Annotated in this window: 13 protein-coding genes and 1 riboswitch; of the genes, 2 read left to right on the top strand and 11 right to left on the bottom strand. The window is 66.2% G+C overall.

What is annotated here, in order from left to right; genetic code table 11:
• Positions 1–120 precede the first annotated feature (120 nt).
• From ACM9HJ_RS00065 to ACM9HJ_RS00020, 10 genes are all read right to left on the bottom strand, one after another.
• Positions 121–1,584, bottom strand: coding sequence for a cobyric acid synthase (locus ACM9HJ_RS00065; protein WP_416569616.1), 1,464 nt, complete (start codon positions 1,582–1,584; stop codon positions 121–123).
• A complete protein-coding gene (cobO, locus tag ACM9HJ_RS00060; protein WP_416569615.1) occupies positions 1,584–2,201 on the bottom strand; it encodes a cob(I)yrinic acid a,c-diamide adenosyltransferase in 618 nt (205 codons plus the stop codon). Before cobO ends, ACM9HJ_RS00065 begins: the two co-directional genes overlap by 1 nt.
• A 10-nt stretch (positions 2,202–2,211) precedes the next feature.
• A complete protein-coding gene (cobU, locus tag ACM9HJ_RS00055; protein WP_416569614.1) occupies positions 2,212–2,724 on the bottom strand; it encodes a bifunctional adenosylcobinamide kinase/adenosylcobinamide-phosphate guanylyltransferase in 513 nt (170 codons plus the stop codon).
• On the bottom strand, positions 2,721–3,512 hold the full coding sequence (locus ACM9HJ_RS00050; RefSeq protein WP_416569613.1) for an ABC transporter ATP-binding protein: 792 nt from the start codon (positions 3,510–3,512) through the stop codon (positions 2,721–2,723). Before ACM9HJ_RS00050 ends, cobU begins: the two co-directional genes overlap by 4 nt.
• Positions 3,509–4,531, bottom strand: coding sequence for a FecCD family ABC transporter permease (locus tag ACM9HJ_RS00045; RefSeq protein WP_416569612.1), 1,023 nt, complete (start codon positions 4,529–4,531; stop codon positions 3,509–3,511). Before ACM9HJ_RS00045 ends, ACM9HJ_RS00050 begins: the two co-directional genes overlap by 4 nt.
• A 187-nt stretch (positions 4,532–4,718) precedes the next feature.
• Entirely contained in the window at positions 4,719–5,546 is an 828-nt protein-coding gene (locus ACM9HJ_RS00040) for an ABC transporter substrate-binding protein (RefSeq protein ID WP_416569611.1), read from the bottom strand.
• Positions 5,546–7,396 (bottom strand): TonB-dependent receptor plug domain-containing protein, encoded by a 1,851-nt coding sequence (locus ACM9HJ_RS00035; RefSeq protein WP_416569610.1) that lies wholly within the window; start codon positions 7,394–7,396, stop codon positions 5,546–5,548. The genes ACM9HJ_RS00040 and ACM9HJ_RS00035 overlap by 1 nt, the downstream gene beginning before the upstream one ends.
• Positions 7,397–7,622: 226 nt before the next feature.
• Positions 7,623–7,807: riboswitch (cobalamin riboswitch) on the bottom strand.
• Between the two features lie 207 nt (positions 7,808–8,014).
• Positions 8,015–9,535 (bottom strand): FAD-binding oxidoreductase, encoded by a 1,521-nt coding sequence (locus ACM9HJ_RS00030; RefSeq protein WP_416569609.1) that lies wholly within the window; start codon positions 9,533–9,535, stop codon positions 8,015–8,017.
• A 120-nt stretch (positions 9,536–9,655) separates the two neighbouring features.
• On the bottom strand, positions 9,656–10,975 hold the full coding sequence (locus ACM9HJ_RS00025) for a sigma-54-dependent transcriptional regulator (RefSeq protein WP_416569608.1): 1,320 nt from the start codon (positions 10,973–10,975) through the stop codon (positions 9,656–9,658).
• Positions 10,976–10,977: 2 nt separating this feature from the next.
• Positions 10,978–12,744 (bottom strand): sensor histidine kinase, encoded by a 1,767-nt coding sequence (locus ACM9HJ_RS00020; protein ID WP_416569607.1) that lies wholly within the window; start codon positions 12,742–12,744, stop codon positions 10,978–10,980.
• A 197-nt stretch (positions 12,745–12,941) separates the two neighbouring features.
• Between ACM9HJ_RS00020 and ACM9HJ_RS00015 the strand changes: the two genes are divergently transcribed.
• Positions 12,942–13,712, top strand: coding sequence for a hypothetical protein (locus ACM9HJ_RS00015; RefSeq protein WP_416569606.1), 771 nt, complete (start codon positions 12,942–12,944; stop codon positions 13,710–13,712).
• Positions 13,713–13,764: 52 nt separating this feature from the next.
• Here ACM9HJ_RS00015 and ACM9HJ_RS00010 read toward each other — a convergent pair whose 3' ends face one another.
• Positions 13,765–15,108 (bottom strand): dicarboxylate/amino acid:cation symporter, encoded by a 1,344-nt coding sequence (locus tag ACM9HJ_RS00010; protein WP_416569605.1) that lies wholly within the window; start codon positions 15,106–15,108, stop codon positions 13,765–13,767.
• Positions 15,109–15,538: 430 nt separating this feature from the next.
• Here ACM9HJ_RS00010 and ACM9HJ_RS00005 point away from each other — a divergent pair.
• Positions 15,539–16,416 (top strand): pentapeptide repeat-containing protein (locus ACM9HJ_RS00005; RefSeq protein WP_416569604.1); only part of this gene is annotated, 878 nt, incomplete at its 3' end.

Here is a 16,416-nt window from a genome sequence, read left to right as displayed (position 1 = left end):
GGGGCCACAGGGTAAACCTCAACGCCGCGTCGGTGAATATGGCGGACCGGTCGGGCGCTTGGCCCCTGGGTCCCGGCTTTCGCCGGGATGACGGGAAGGGAAAGGCCCGCGACGCCATTCTCACCCCGCCAAGGCCAGCAGCCCGTCCACGTCCAGCGCCGCCTCCACCCCGGCTGCACATTCATCCAGGGTCGCGTCCACCGACAGTTCATAGGCCAGACCGGATGCCTGCCCGAACCCGGCCAGGAACCCCACCCGGAACGCATCCGCCCCGAACAGCCCGTGGATATAGCAGCCGGCGATGCGCCCATCGGCCGACACCGCCCCTTCCGGCCCCATCCCGTCCAGATGCAGCATCGGCCGATCCCGCCCCGGCCCGGTCGTCACGCCGACATGCATCTCATAGCCGGTGAAGGCGCCCTCTCCCGCCACGCCCCTGCCACTAACAGGCTTCAGCACTTTCGACCCGGTCAGCACCGTGTCCACATCCAGCCAGCCCAAACCGTCCACCGCCCCCGCCGGCCCTTCGATCCCGCCCGGATCGGCGATGGTGCGGCCCAGCATCTGGTATCCGCCGCAGATACCCAGCACCCGGCCGCCGCGCCGGATATGGGCGTGCAGATCCACATCCCAGCCCTGGGTGCGGAAAAAGGCCAGATCGGCGATCGTCGATTTGCTGCCCGGCAGGATGATCAGGTCCGCATCCAGCGGCAGCGGCCGTCCCGGCGGCACCATGGTGACCGACACCGATGGTTCCAGGCGCAGCGGATCGAAATCATCGAAATTGGCGATGCGCGACAGCATGGGCACCGCCACCCGCAGCCCCTTGCCGGGTCCGTCGCGCCAATGGTCGAGCACCACCGCATCCTCGGCTGGCAGCTTGGCGGCGGCCGGCAGGAACGGCACCACCCCGTACCCGCGCCAGCCTGTACGCCGTTCGATCTCCGTCAAGCCATCATCGAACAGCCTGATATCGCCCCGGAACTTGTTGATGATGAAGCCCTTGATGGCCGCCCGGTCGCGATCGTCCAGCACGGCATGCGTGCCCACCAGGCTGGCGATCACCCCGCCCCGGTCGATATCACCCGCCAGCACCACGGGCACCTCGGCCGCCAGGGCGAAGCCCATATTGGCGATGTCGCGGGCGCGCAGGTTGACCTCCGCCGGGCTGCCCGCCCCTTCCACCAGCACCAGGTCGGCGCCGTCACCAACCCGCGCGAAACTGTCCAGCACGGCCGACAGCAGCTCACCTTTGCGCGCCTGATATTCCGCCGCCTTGGCCGTGCCCAGCATGCGCCCCTGCACGATGACCTGCGCACCGACATCGCTCTGCGGTTTCAGCAGCACCGGGTTCATATGCACCGACAGCGGCACCCGTGCGGCGCGGGCCTGCAACGCCTGCGCCCGCCCGATCTCGCCCCCGTCCGCCGTGACGGCGGCATTGTTGGACATGTTCTGCGGCTTGAACGGCCGCACCGACAGGCCGCGATTGGCGAAGGCGCGGGCAAGCGCCGCCACCAGCAGCGACTTGCCGACGTCCGACCCGGTCCCCTGGATCATCAGGGCGCGCGGCCGGCCCGCCATCAGAACTCGATCCCCGCCTGCGACCGGATACCGGCACTGAACGGATGCTTGACCGCCTGGAACTCCGTCACCAGATCGGCCGCCTCCATCAGCATCGGGTTGGCATTGCGCCCGGTGACCAGCACATGCAGGTCGGGCCGGCGCGATACCAGGGTCGCCACCACCTCTTCCACCGGCAGGTAATTGTACCGCAGCGCGATGTTCATCTCGTCCAGCACCACCAGGCGATAGCGCGGGTCGGCCATCATCTGGCAGGCCTTGTCCCAGGCGCGGCGGGCGGCGCGGATATCGCGCTCCTTGTCCTGGGTCTCCCAGGTGAAGCCCTCGCCCATGGCGTGATGCTCGATCAGATCCTCGAACCGTTCCAGCGCCACCTGTTCGCCCGTCGCCCAGGCGCCCTTGATGAACTGGATGAAGCCGACGCGGAACCCGTGGCCGGCGGCGCGCACCATCAGGCCGATGGCCGCCGTGGACTTGCCCTTGCCAGGCCCGGTATGGACCATCAGCAGGCCCTTCTCGTTCTGGCGCTCCGCGATGCGGCGATCCATCAGGGCCTTGCGCTTCTGCATCTTGGCCTTGTGGCGCTCCGCCTCCTCCGGCGTGACGACGGGATCCATGGATCGCTCCTTATTTCAGATGCATGGGAAGGCCGGCGGCCATGAACAGCACCTTGTCCGCGACGCGCGCGATATCCTGGTGCAGCCGGCCGGCATGATCGCGGAACAGGCGCGATAGGCGGTTGTCGGGCACGATGCCCAGCCCGACCTCATTGCCGACCATCACGGCCGGCACCGCCAGTTGGCCCAGCATATCCAGCAGCCGGGCACTTTCCGCCGCCACGTCGCGCCCCTCCAGCATGATGTTGGTCAGCCACAGGGTCAGGCAGTCGACCAGCACGGGCCGCCCGGCGGCATCGGCGCGGGTCAGCGCCCCCACCAGATCCATCGGTTCCTCGATGGTCACCCAGCCCTCACCCCGGTCACCGCGATGATGGCGGATGCGCTCGCGCATCTCCTCATCGAAGGCCTGGGCCGTGGCGATATAGGTCCAGGGGCCGGGCAGACCGGTGATCAGGCTTTCCGCCATCCGGCTCTTGCCCGACCGCGCGCCCCCCAGCACCAGGGTCAGTTCGCCCTTCACGCCCGGCTCTCCACCGAAAGCCGTTTCCAAGGCAGCGCGAACGGCGCCCCCTCATGCCCGCCGCGCACCAGCTCGATCCCATAGACCCGGCCCAGCGCGCCAGAGTCCAGCAGCGCCTCCGGCCCGGTATCGCCCGCCACACGGCCCGCTTCATCCAGCAGGCACAGCCGCGTGCAGTGACGCAAAGCCAGCGTCAGGTCGTGCAGCACGACCACCACCGCCATGCCACCCGCCGCCAGTTCGGCCAGCAGTTCCATCACCTGCAGCTGGTGGTACGGGTCCAGACCCGCCGCCGGCTCATCGGCCAGCAGCACGGCGGGATCACCGGCCAGCGCGCGGGCCAGCATCACCCGCGCCCGCTCCCCGCCCGACAGGGTCGTGACGTTGCGGCTGGCGAACTGTGTGACGTCGCACTGTGCCATGGCGCGGTCGATGGCAGCGCGGTCGGCGGGCGACTCACCCCCCCACGGGCTGGCATGCGGCAGACGGCCCAGCGTCACCACCCGCTCCACCGTCAGCGGCCAATGGCAGGTGGCGCCTTGTTCCAGAAACCCGATGCGCCGCGCCCGCTCCGCCCGCGGCCAGTCGCCCAGCGCCTTGCCGTCCAGCGCCACCGCGCCCTGGGCTGGCAGCAGCCCGGCCATCACCGACAGCAGGGTGGATTTGCCGGCCCCGTTGGGCCCGATCAGGCCCACGCATTCCCCGGCGCCGATGGACAGATCGACCTTGTCCAGCACGGGCCGGCCACCGCGCGCGACACTGATGTTCCGGACCGTCAGCAGGCTCATCGCATCCGCTCCCTGGTTTTCAGCAGCAGGTGGAAGAAGAAGGGCGCGCCGATCAAACCGGTCACGACGCCCAGTTTCAATTCGTCATTGGTGGGCAGCAGACGCACCATGATATCCGCCGCGATCAGCAGGCAAGCCCCGGCCAGCGCCGATGGCCACAGCAGCTTCGACGGCTGGTTGCCCGTCACCCGGCGTAGCAGGTGCGGCACGACCAGCCCGACGAACCCGATACTGCCCGTCACCGCCACCGCCGCCCCCACGGCCAGCACCGTGCCGGAAATGACCCGCCAGCGCAGCCGGTTCAGATCCACGCCCAAGCTGGCCGCCGTGCGCTCCCCCAGCCCCAGCGCATCCAGCGCCCGCCCGCTGCCGCCCAGCACGATGATGCCGGCCAGGATGAAGGGTGCGGAGACCAGCAGATGGTCGTTGGTCCGGTCGGTCAGGCTACCCAGCAGCCAGAAGGCGATCTCCAGTGCCGCATGCGGATTGGGCGCCAGGTTGAGCGCCAGCGACGTCAGCGACCCTGCCAGCGTCTGCACCGCCAGGCCTGCCAGGATCAGCATCAGCACCGACGCATCCCGCCCCGCCAGCCCCTGGATCAACCCCATGGCCAGTGCGGCCCCCGCCATCCCCGCCAGCGGCAGGGCCAGCGGTGCCGTCGCCGACAGCCCGAAATAGATGGCCAGCACCGCCCCCAGCGAGGCGGACGACGACGCGCCGATCAGCGACGGTTCGGCCAGCGGGTTGCGCAGATAGCCCTGCAACGCCGCCCCCGCCATGCCCAGCCCGGCACCCACCAGCGCCCCCAGCAGAGCGCGCGGCAGCCGGATTTCCCGCGCGATCAGGGCGGCGGGGCTGGTCTGGTCGGAAAACAGGCCCGACAGCAGCTCACCCGCCGGTACGTCCGCCGGTCCGACCAGGAAGGAAGCGGAGAGCAGGAGGGGGAAGAGGATCAGGAGAAGGGGGAGGATGGGCAGCCGGGCGCTTGCTGCCGGCACCGGTTGTGTGAGGGTGGTCATGTGGCGTCTCCCGACATTCCAGCCTCATCCACCGTCACCCTGGCGAAAGCCGGGGCCCAGCGTAAGGCGCGATAGCGCCGATATGACTCATGTCGCGGCTGACGCCGCTCAGTACTGGGCCCCGGCTTTCGCCGGGGTGACGGTGGAGAAAGCGGGAACGAGGGCGCTTCCATACTGACGGCCATCCTCATTTCCCCTCCCCCAACGCTTCCCCCGCCACCCGCTTCAGCAAATCCACCCCCTCGATCGACGCCGGCGTGGCGCACAGCCAGTAGGAGATGGGGAACCCCGCCACCGCCATCCCGCCGCGCGCCCGCGTTAGGGCCGGGTGTTCCAGCACCGATTGCCCGATGCCGGGCCGGTCGGGGCGCAGACTGTCCACCACCAGCAGGTCCGGCGGCGACAGCAGCAGTGTTTCCACCGCCACCCGCCCATTCGGCCGGCCGGCCATCCGCCCGCCGATATTCTCCAGCCCCGCGGCCGCCATCATGTCATTGACGATGCCGCGCGTGCCCGGCACCTCTCCGCCCGGCCGGTATAACGCCGCCGTAGGCCGTGGACCCGGCCCGCCGCCGGCCGGCCGCGCCCGCAGATCATCGGCCAGCCGCTTGCCCTCGGCCTCCTTGCCCAGGGCCTTGGCCACCTGTTCGATCTGCGCCGGGATCTCGTCCAGCCGCTGCGCCGATTTCAGCTTCAGGATCGGCACACCCAGCCTTTCCAGCATGCCCACCGTCTGGGCGCGGGAATAGCCGCCGGCCACCACAAGATCGGGCTTCAGCATCAGCACCGCTTCCGCCGTCCCGTCATGGGTGGCGATGCCCTCGGCCTGCGCCGCATAGGGCGACAGATGCTCATCGCCCGCCAGCCGCGTCAGGCCCGCGATCTGGTCGCGGGCCCCCAGCGCCAGCAGGAACTGATCGGCGCAGAGCGATAAGGAGACTACGCGAGAAGCCGGCGCCGCCCCCACCGGGGAGGCCACAAGGGCCGCCAGCAGAAGGGCGACGCCGGTCCGCATCAGAACGTCACCGTCACACCGCCAAAGGCCGACCGGCCCGGCGCACGATAGGTGCGAACCTCCTGGTAATCCTCATCGAACAGGTTCTCCACCCGGCCGAACAGGCTGAGATTATCCAGCACGGCCCAGCGGGCGGTGAAGTCCACGACGGTGTATTCGTCCAGGATGGGCGAGGTGGCGGACGCCGTATCACGCTGCTTGCCGGCATAGCGCAGGGCAGCCCCCAGATCGATGCCCTGGGCGACGGTCCAGTCCACCGATGCGTTGATCGTGTCCTGCGGACGGCGCGGCAGGTCACGGCCCGTGCGGCGGTCCTTGGCCTCCAGATACGTGTAATTGGCCTGGATCAGCACGCTGTCGATGGGCTGCGCCTGGAAGGTCAGCTCCACACCCTTGGTCCGCGCCTTGGCCACGTTGATATAGCCGTTGGAGAACGCGATCATATTGTCATAGACATTGCGGAACAGGCTGGCGCCGAAGCTGACCTTGCCATCCAGCAGCGGCTGTTCGAAGCCGGCATCCACGCCCTTGCCCTCTTCCGCCTTCAGGCTGGTATTGCCATAGAACGGGTCGTAGAGCTGGTACAGCGTCGGCGCCTTGTTGGCGGTGCCATAGGAGGCGCGCAGGATGGTGCCCGTGGCCGGGACCTCGTACGCACCCGTGGCGCGCCAGGTGCCCTCGGTGCCGAACTGTTCATGATCATCGATGCGGCCGCCCAGGGTGACGGTCAGATCGTCGGTCAGGGCCGCCTGATACTGGGCGAAGGCCGACTTGGTGGTGACGCTGTCATCCAGGCCGGTGGTCGTGGCGGTACCCGCCGTGTTGGTGGTCTTGGCATCCTCCTCATCCACCGACAGGCCGATGGTGGCGATGTCCTTGGTCCGGACATGCAGGTTGCCCTGATAATCCAGCGCCTTGCGGCGGCTGTCGAAGGTGGAGAAGCGGTAGAAGCCCGTGGGCTCGTCGAAATCGCGGTCAGTGCTGGCATAGCTGGCGGCCAGGCTGTTCTCGAACTTGCCATCCAGCAGCGACAGGCTGGTGCTCCCTCGCACCTGCCACGTCTCCTTCTCCTGGTCCGACGGGCCGTCGCCGCCGAACGGATCGAATTCGGTGTCCAGCCAGGACCAGCCGGCATTCAGGTCGAAGCGCAGGATCTCGCTGGCCTGGAAACCGACGCGGCCGCTGACGGAGCGGGCATCGGTGCCGTCCTTCTCGTCACCCACGAAGGTGCGGGAGAAGCCATCGGTGGACAGGTTGGATGCCGACAGGGCGTAATCGGCCTGTTCGGTGCCGCCGGTCAGCGTGGCCTGCTGGCGGAACGTGCCATAGGAACCGCCTTCGATGGTGCCGCGAATCCTGGTCTCGCCTTCGCCGCGACGGGTGATAAAATTGATCACGCCGGCCATGGCGTCATTGCCGTAAAGCGCGCTCTGCGGGCCTTTCAGCACCTCGATCTTCTCGATATCGCCGGTCATCAGGCTGTTGAAGTCGAACTCGTTGTTCGCACCCGACGCGTCGTTCACTTCCACGCCGTCGATCAGCACCTTGACCATGCCGGCTTCCGATCCGCGCAGGCGGACGGTAGAGGTACTGCCCAACCCGCCATTGCGGGAGATGGACACGCCCGGCAGGCGCTTCAGCAGGTCGATGGCCTGCACCTGCTGCCGGCGCTCGATCTCGGCACTGTCGATGACATTGACGGTGCTGCCCACGCGCGCCTGTGCCGTCGGCACCTTGTTGGCGGTGACGATGATCTCTGCCACCTGGGTCGGCTCGGCCAGGGCGGCCGTGGCGGACAGGATGGCGGCGGCACCCAGCAGGGTGGCGCGGAAAAGGTTAATTCGGCTCACTTCTAAGACTCCGATCCGTTCTTTTTCTGACGAATCCGGAGGATGCGCATGCAGCCGGCATCGACAGCGCCCCCATTGCCGGGAACACCTGCCTTCACACCGTTATCTGGTCCTGGCGATGGCCTGAAGCAGGCCCTTTCTACAAAGCCGTTCCACCCGCGCACTCCCTCGGAAGCGCCGGCGCGAAACGGTAAACCGTCCCATCGGGGCACCCCGCCCAATGGCCGCGCGACGCATTGCCGATGGCAGGTCTCCTGGCTCGCGGGTCACAGCGTCAGCCCGGCCTTCCCAGTTTCCCAGTGGCCATGTCGGGCTTCGCTAACCGCTTACAGTTGCGGGGGCAGCCGCGGAATTTAACCGCATTCCCTTTTCACCCCTTTTGCAAGGGGAACCATCGATGAACGGGTCTTACCGCGCCTGCGAAGGGGGCGCAAGGGAACCCTTATCGACGCCCGGCATGCCACCCCCGTGGGGGCGGCATGGACCGTGGAAGAGGCTACCCTCTCCTGATCCCGATGAGCTGGGTCATTGGGATCAGGTCGGCGGCGATCGCCGCCGCGCCGCACGTGCGGCGTAGCCAAGCCGCCGGATGGCGGCGCCCGGCGACTGAGGGAGCCTTTAAATGGGTTTAATACCCTGCCCGTAATTGAAGAAGCTGTCCGGATCGACCTGCTTCTTCACTTCGCGCAGGCGGGTATAGTTGGCGCCGTAATAGGCGCCGGCCCAGTCATCCAGGGTCGGGTCGGGGAAGTTCTGATAGGCGCCGATCGCCGAACAGGTCTTGTTGGCCAGGGCGTAGAAATCCTTCTGCCAGGCCAGGTTCTCGTCGATCAGCCCCTGCGGATCGGACGTCTGCCACCAGTTCATTTCCACCGAGAACAGCCAGTCGTAGCCGCGATGGACGTAAGCCGTGGCGTCGGGTTTCACATCATTGATGACCCCGCCCGTCTGGAAGAACTTGAACGCCACGGGCATGGAGGTGCCGGGCATGGCCTTCGCCGCCTCGAACATCGCATCCACCGCCGCGCGGGTGATGCGGGCGGAATGCATGTAGCTGGATTTCTCCTGATAATAATAAGGGAAGGTCTCTTCCGACAGGAAATCCTGGGCCACCCAATAGGGGATGTCCTCGTGCACGGTGCGCTTGTCGGCACGTTCCCACAGGGGGCCGAATATCTGCTTCAGACTGGTGCCCTTGGTCTTGTGCAGCTGCGCCAGGATCGACACGTTGCTGCCCACACCCTGGCACCGCTGCTGGATGCTGGGCAGGGTGATGTTGATTTTGCTGCCGAAACTGTCGGGCGCCGCCGGCAGCCGCTGCAGCAGGTCATACACCACCCCGGCCTGGTCCTTGGTCCAGGTCAGTTGACAGACCGACACCGTATCGACGGGAAAGGTCTGCAGGGTGAAGTCGGTATTGATGCCGAAATTGCCCCCGGCTCCGCCCCGGCAGGCCCAATAGAGGCCGCTGTCCTGCTTGTCATCGGCCTCATGGCGTTCCCCGTCGGCGGTGACCAGCGACGTGGACCGCAGCAGGTCGGATGCCACCCCGTAGCGGCGCATGTTGAAACCGATGCCGCCACCCAGCAGGAACCCCGCCGCCCCCACCGCGTCGCAGCGGCCATGGGTGATGGTACGGCCCAACCGTTCCAGCTCCTTATAGACCAGGGAATTGATGGTGCCGCCCTTGACCCGGACGATGCCGTTCTTCTTGTCCAGAACCTCGACACCCGCCATCAGCGACATGTCGATCAGCAGGCCATTGGTGGCCGAATATCCGGCATAATTATGCCCGCCCGACCGCACGCGGAAGGGCAGCCCCTGCTGCTTGACCCAGCGGATGGCGGCCTGCACATCCTCCGTCTTCAGACAGCGGGCGATGCCCATGGGCAAGGTGCCGTAGCGCAGATTGTTGGGCCGGCAGACATCACCGAAGAACGGGTCCAGTGGCGTCAGCACCCCGCCGCTGACCTGGGCCGCCAGGTCCTTCCAGGCCGATGGCGGCGGACAGGCATCGCGCGGTGTGGCGGCCAGTGCCGTCGCTGCCCAGGGCAGCGACGGGACCAGCGGCGCCACCGCCGCGAACTTCCCCAACCCCACCAGGAAATTGCGGCGCGACGGCACAACATTCTGCAGCATGATGCCTCTCCCCCGAACATATTATCGTTCAGGTTTATATGGGCATATGCCAATCCCGTCAACGCGGGGTTGTGGTCATTTTCGCGCTAAAGTATTATTTTGAATCCGGAATGATGACAATTATCGAAAATCATCTATTTCGACCCCGAAACGCTTCAGCTTGTCGTAGAGCGTTTTCCGCGGCACCGCCAGCGTCTCCGCCGCCGCCGCGACATCGCCCTTGTGGTCGGCCAGGGCGGCGCTGATCAGCTGCCGCTCGAACGCCTCCACCTGGGCCGCCAATCCCACCTCACCCGGCACACCACCCAGCAGCGCCGGCAGGCCCAGGGCCATGCGGTCGGCGACATTGCGCAGCTCGCGAACATTGCCCGGCCAGCGATGGGCCAGCAGCGCCTGGCGGTCGGCCGCCGGCACCACCACCGGCGCCCGTCCCAGCCGGTCGCCGGCGGCCAGCAGGAAATGGTCCAGCAGCATGCCCACATCCTCGCGCCGGTCGCGCAGCGGCGGCAGGGTCAGGGGCACGACGTTCAGGCGGAAATACAGATCCTCGCGAAACCGTCCCTGCCGCGACAGCGCCCCCAGATCCTCCTTCGTCGCCGCCACGAAACGGATATCCAGAGCGATCGACCGGTTGGAACCCAGCCGCTCGACCTTGCGGTCCTGCAAAACCCGCAGCAGCTTCACCTGGGCTGCCAGCGGCATGCTCTCGATCTCGTCCAGGAACACGGTGCCGCCATCGGCGAATTCCAGCTTGCCGATGCGAGTCTTGGCCGCGCCGGTGAAGGCGCCAGCCTCATGCCCGAACAGCTCGCTTTCCACCATGCTGTCGGGGATCGCCCCGCAATTGATGGCGACGAACGGCTTGGAGGCGCGGGATGAGAACTGGTGCAGGGCCCTGGCCACCATCTCCTTGCCGCTGCCCGTCTCGCCCAGGATCAGGATGTCGGCACCGGTATCCGCCACCTGCCGGATCAGCTTCTTCACCGCCAGCATCGGGGCCGACCGTCCCAGCAGGGCGGCATCCAGCCCATCCTGACGCGCCAGTTCCTGGCGCAGCGCGCCCACCTCCGCCGACAGAAGCCGCTTTTCCAGCGCCCGTACCACCGTGGCGACCAGCCGGTCGGACGCGAACGGCTTCTCGATGAAATCATAGGCGCCGTCACGCATGGCGCCCACCGCCATGGCGATGTCGCCATGCCCGGTCATCAGGATCACCGGCAGCCCGGCATCGACCTGCAAAGCCGATTTCAGCAGCGCCAGCCCATCCATCCCCGGCAGGCGCACATCGGTGACCAGCAGGTCGGCCCCGCCTTGCTTCAGCGCATCCAGCGCCGGTTCGGCGGCGGCGAAGCAGGTGGCGGGCAGGTCGGCCAGTTCCAGCGCCTGTTCCACGCCCAGGCGGACGGCGTCATCATCCTCCACCAGCAGGATGCGCCCCATGCTCACTCCCCTTCCCCCGCCGGCAGGTCGATGACGAACACAGCGCCCCCCTCCGGCCCGTTGCCGGCGGTTAGACTACCATCATGGTCGCGGATGATGCCGGCCGAAATCACCAGCCCCAGGCCAAGGCCCAGACCCTGTGGCTTGGTGGTGAAGAATGGTTCGAACAGGTGTGGCATATGCTCATCCGCGATGCCCGGACCGGTATCGGCGACGCGCAGCGTCACCCGCTCGTCCAGCATCTCCCCCGTCACCCGCACAAGCCGCACCTCCCGCCCCGCCACGGCATCCAGGGCATTGCCGATCAGGTTGACCAGCACCTGTTCCAGCCGCAGCGCGTCGCAGCGGACGGTCAGGCCCGCCGGCAATGCGATCTCCATCTCCGCCCCCAGCCGCCGCACTTTTTCCGCCAGGATGGTCAGGGCATTGTCGATGGCGCGCGCCAACGGCACATCCTCCGGCCGGTTCTCCGACCGCCGGGCGAAAGTGCGCAGCTGCCCGGTGATCCTGGCCATGCGCTCGGTCAGCGCCGCGATATGCCCCAGATTCTCCGCCACCCGATCCAGCTTGCCGCGCCCCAGAAAGGCGGCGGCATTGTCGGAAAAGGTGCGCAAGGCCGCCAGCGGCTGGTTCAGCTCATGCGTGATGCCGGCCGACAGCTGGCCCAGGGCCGCCAGTTTGGCCGCCTGCACCAGATCATCCTGGGCCCGGCGCAGATCGTCATTGGCGGAAACCAGCTCCGCCGTGCGCGCCGCCACCTCCAGCTCCAGCGCTTCCGCCGACCGCCGCCAGGCCAGCCGCGTGCGCCGCCGCTGCCGCCAGTAAAGCCAGCCCAGCAGGCAGAGTGCCGCCACCCCCGCCCCGCCGACCCGCCCGATATCCCGGGCCATGGCAACGCCGTCCAGGCTGGACAGCAGGTAAAGCCGCCAGGGCGTGCCCTCCACCCTGCTGTCGCTGGCCAGATAGCGCGCCGGCGCGCCGGCCAGCATGACGGTGCCGTCGGCGCGCGGCCGCCAGCCCAGCTCATGCAGTTCCACGCTCTCATATTGCCTTGTATCGGCCAGCCGCACCTTCTCCGCATCCGACAGCGGCGCCAGCGTGCGGAAGGTCCAGTCGGGCACGGAGGACAGGATGACCACGCCATTGCCATCCACCACCAGGATGCGGTCCGACAGCCCGGCCCAGGATTTCTCCACCGGCGCCAGCGACACCTTGACCACCGTGATGCCCAGCGTCAGGCCGCCCTCCTCCAGCGCGCGGGCGAAATAATGGCCGGGCTCCCGGCTGGTGGTGCCGATGCCATAGAAGCGACCGGACCCGCCGGCCAGCGCCTCGCGGAAATAGGGGCGATAGGCGAAATTGCGCCCCACGAAACTGTCCGTCTGGCGCCAGTTGCTGGCCGCCAGGGTCGTACCCCCCGTATCCATCAGGTACAAAGCCGCCGCCCCCGTCCGCTCGGCGATCTGCTCCATATAGATATTGGCCGCGTGGATCGCATCGGCGTCATCCGGGCTTTGCAGCGCCGTGCGCAGCGTGCGCGACAGGCCCAGGATGGCGGGCGTCGTCTCATGCCGTGTCAGCTCGCTGCGCAAACCGGCGATCAGCAGCGCCCGGCGCGGCCCCGCCTGGTCCAGCAGCGATTGCCGCGCGATGCCCGCCGCCAGCTCCCCCCCGGCCCAGGCCAGCAGCAGGGCCAGCAGGGTAAACCCGGCGGCGATCAGGCCCTTTCTGGCCCTGGCACCGGTCTGAATTGGGGGTGCTTTGTTCATTGTGGACCCAGGATATGACGAGGTGGCAAGGGTGGCAAAGCGGGGAATGCGGCACTGACACCGGTATCTATTTTCGATCCATCATTCGTGACCGGTAACATGGATTTTGAAATATTCCTGTTATCCGGGCGTTAATAAATTGCGTGACAGGCTGGCCTTTCTTTCGTGATCCATGACAGCAGGAAAGGAGTTCACCCATGCGTGCATCCTCCATGATCCTTCCCGCCTTCGTCACGTCGCTGCTTCTCACCACCTGCCCACCTGCCCTGGCGCAGCAGGCGGCACCACCGGTTTCCGACAATGTCCGCCTTTCCCTGTCCGTGGAGGATTGGGTGAAGGCGCAGACGGCCCGCGTCATCCTGGTCATCGACAGTGCCGGCCAGGCGGGTGGCCTGAGCCGCGCCGACCTGCTGAAGGCGGCCGACGCGGTGGCGGACCGCACCGACTGGCGGGTCATCGCCATGGACAAGGTATCGGACAGTGCCGGCCTGGACCGCTGGCGGGCCATGGTCGAAACAAGGCTGCCGGAGGGGCGGCTGGCGCAGCTGGCCGAACGCGCCAAACAGGCCAGCAAACCCGGCCAGCAGATCCACGTGGCCGACGTCCGGTTCGAACCGACATTGCAGGAGATGGAGGCCGCCCGTTCCGCTCTGCGCGTCAAACTCTATGGCCGCATCAAGGAGGAGGTGGCCCTGTTGCAGCAGGCCTTTCCCGACCGGCACTACCGGGTGTCCGATCTGCGGTTCAGCGAGGAAAGCGGCGGCTACCGCGACCACCTGCCCCCACCTCCACCGTCGATGGCAATCCAGGTCGCAACCTCCGCGCGCCCGGAAACCACCAGGCCGGCGCCACCGGCAGCCCCGCCAGCACCGCCCCGCGATGGCGGCGGGCAGAGCGGCGGCGGTGGGCAGGAGGACAAGCTGATCCTCCAGGCCGTCGTCTCGCTGGGTGCCTTCGCCATCCCCTGAACGCGAAAGCCCCTCTCCCGGCGGGGAGAGGGGCCCTTATCACGGCACCAACTTACTCCGCCGGCGCCATCGCCACCCGCGGCCGCTCCGGCGCCTCCTCGATGCTGGTCGGGTTGGCCAGCTCGGCATGCAGCTTGTTCATGTCCAGCGCCCCTTCCCACTTGGCGACCACCAGGGTGGCGACGCCATTGCCGATCAGGTTGGTCAGCGCGCGGGCTTCCGACATGAACCGGTCCACGCCCAGGATCAGGGCGATGGAGGCGACGGGGATATGGCCCACCGTGGCCAGCGTCGCCGCCAGCACGATGAAGCCCGACCCGGTGACGCCGGCGGCACCCTTCGACGTCAGCAGCAGCACGGCCAGGATGCCCAGCTCCTGCCAGATGGTCAGGTCGGTATTGGTGGCCTGGGCCAGGAAGATGGCGGCCATGGTCAGATAGATGCAGGTGCCGTCCAGGTTGAAGGAATAACCCGTCGGCACGACCAGACCCACCACCGACTTCTCCACCCCCAGCTTGTTCAGCTTGGCCATCAGGCGCGGCAGCGCGCTTTCCGAGGACGAGGTGCCCAGAACGATCAGCAGTTCTTCGCGGATATAGCGGATGAAGCGGGTGATGGAGAAACCGCAGACCCGCGCCACCACGCCCAGCACGCCGAAGATGAAGATCAGGCAGGTGGCATAGAAGGCGGCCATCAGCTGGCCCAGCGACACCAGCGTCTCCACCCCGTACTTGCCGATGGTAAACGCCATGGCCCCGAAGGCGCCGATGGGGGCGGCCTTCATCAGGATGGCGACGATCTTGAAGAACACGCCCGACGTCTGGTCGATCAGGTTCAGGATCGGACGGCCCTTGTCGCCCAGGCTGTGCAGGCCGAAGGCGAACAGGATGGCGATGAACAGCACCTGCAGGATCTCGCCTTCGGCAAAGGCGCCGACCACGGTGGCGGGGATGATGTGCATCAGGAAGGCGACGGTGCCCTGCTCCTGGGCCTTGGCCGCATAGCTGGCGATCGACTTGGTGTCCAGCGTCGCCGGATCGACATTCATGCCGGCACCGGGCTGCCAGACATTGACGATGACCATGCCCAGGATCAGGGCGATGGTGGTCAGAACCTCGAAATAGATCAGCGCCTTGAACCCGACGCGGCCCACCTTCTTCATGTCCTCCATGCCGGCGATGCCATGCACGACGGTGAAGAAGATGATCGGCGCGATCAGCATCTTGATCAGCTTGATGAAGGCATCGCCCAGCGGCTTCATGCTCTCGCCGACATGGGGATAGAAATGGCCCAGCGCCACGCCGATGGCGATGGCCGCCAGCACCTGGACGTAAAGGCTTTGATAGAACTTCTTCGGTGCCACCGGACCGGTGGCGATGCTGGCACTCTGGGCCATGTCGCTTCTCCCAAGATCGATATCACGATTGGGTTGGGAGCCGCCCCCGGCCCCGTCCCGTCTTCGGGAAGCTATTAGGCATGCGCCGTGCCAAGGGCAGGGTTGACGGGGAATCACGGGTTTCAGGCGGGGCGGAGGGGTGGTTTGTCTGGAAATCCGGACAGAGGTAGTGGGGTTTGTGCGGGATTTCGGACGGGAGTGGCGGAGCGGCGGCGCCGTTTCCCGTTCTCCCTACCGCCTTCCCGGCGAAAGCCGGGACCCAGGGGCCAAGCGCCCGACCTGTCGGCGGCGGTTAGGCGAGTGTAATGGGATGATTCATCGGCGGTTCGGAGGTGATGCTCTGAGGGAGAAACGCAAATGCTGCCCGCATCTCTGTTTTTCACTCGAAAGCCGCGGTACCATCCTGCAACTGCACAACCGAAAGCAGGCGATGCCGATGCCTATCGCTGAAGCAGAGAGCGGATTGACGTTCGCAGAGGATAATCCCTGGTACCTTCTGGCGACACTACATGGCTCCTCGCTGCCGGCTCCTCGCCGCGAGGCAAAGAATCGGTATGCCTGGAATCGGTACTATTCGTCTCGCCTGACGTCTGATGAACGTGAAGTTTTGAAAGGGCGTGTGCCACAGGAAGAACTGACACCGCTTACGGACGACGAGCTGCTGGAATGGCAGCGCTTATTCCGTGAAAGAGCTGGTGATCGCGGCATTAATATGCCAGACCAAAATGATATTGTGGAGCTCAACAATGTTGATTTTATAAAATCATGCTCATTTTCTGGATTTATATTTTTTGAGTGCCATTTCTATCAATCGCATTTTAATAGCGCGGCTGACTTTATCGGGTCCTCTTTCATGAGGTTTACGAACTTCGCGGGTACGATCTTTACCGTTGGTGTGAATTTCAAGAAATCCATATTCGATGGTGTCGATTTCGAGAGCATCGCATCGTCCAGAGGAGGGGCGTTCTTTAACGACACCACATATGCCGGCCATGCAAACTTCAGCCATATAAAACTTCCGGAGACAGTCCAGTTTCACAGAGCTGTTTTTAATAAATCAGCCGATTTCAAAGGTGCTCATATAGGAGGCTTCTTTGATTTCCGTGAGGCTAAAATCTCGGGGTGGGCTGGCTTTCAGAGTGCGGAATTTGGCGCACAAGTTCTGTTCACTGATGCAGAATTTCACGCCCCCACCGACTTCGACGGCTGCCGGTTCGAGAAGTCTCCGCCCCAGCTCGACGGTGCCACGCTGCACCAGCGCACCAACTGGCGGCGAGTGATTTGGCCACAGCTGCAAGGGTTGGAGCT

This window comes from Niveispirillum sp. KHB5.9, from assembly GCF_048066115.1.
In the GTDB taxonomy this organism is placed as follows: domain Bacteria; phylum Pseudomonadota; class Alphaproteobacteria; order Azospirillales; family Azospirillaceae; genus Niveispirillum.
The sequence above is the reverse complement of the archived record's forward strand: the minus strand, read 5'-3'. Positions and strand labels throughout refer to the sequence as shown.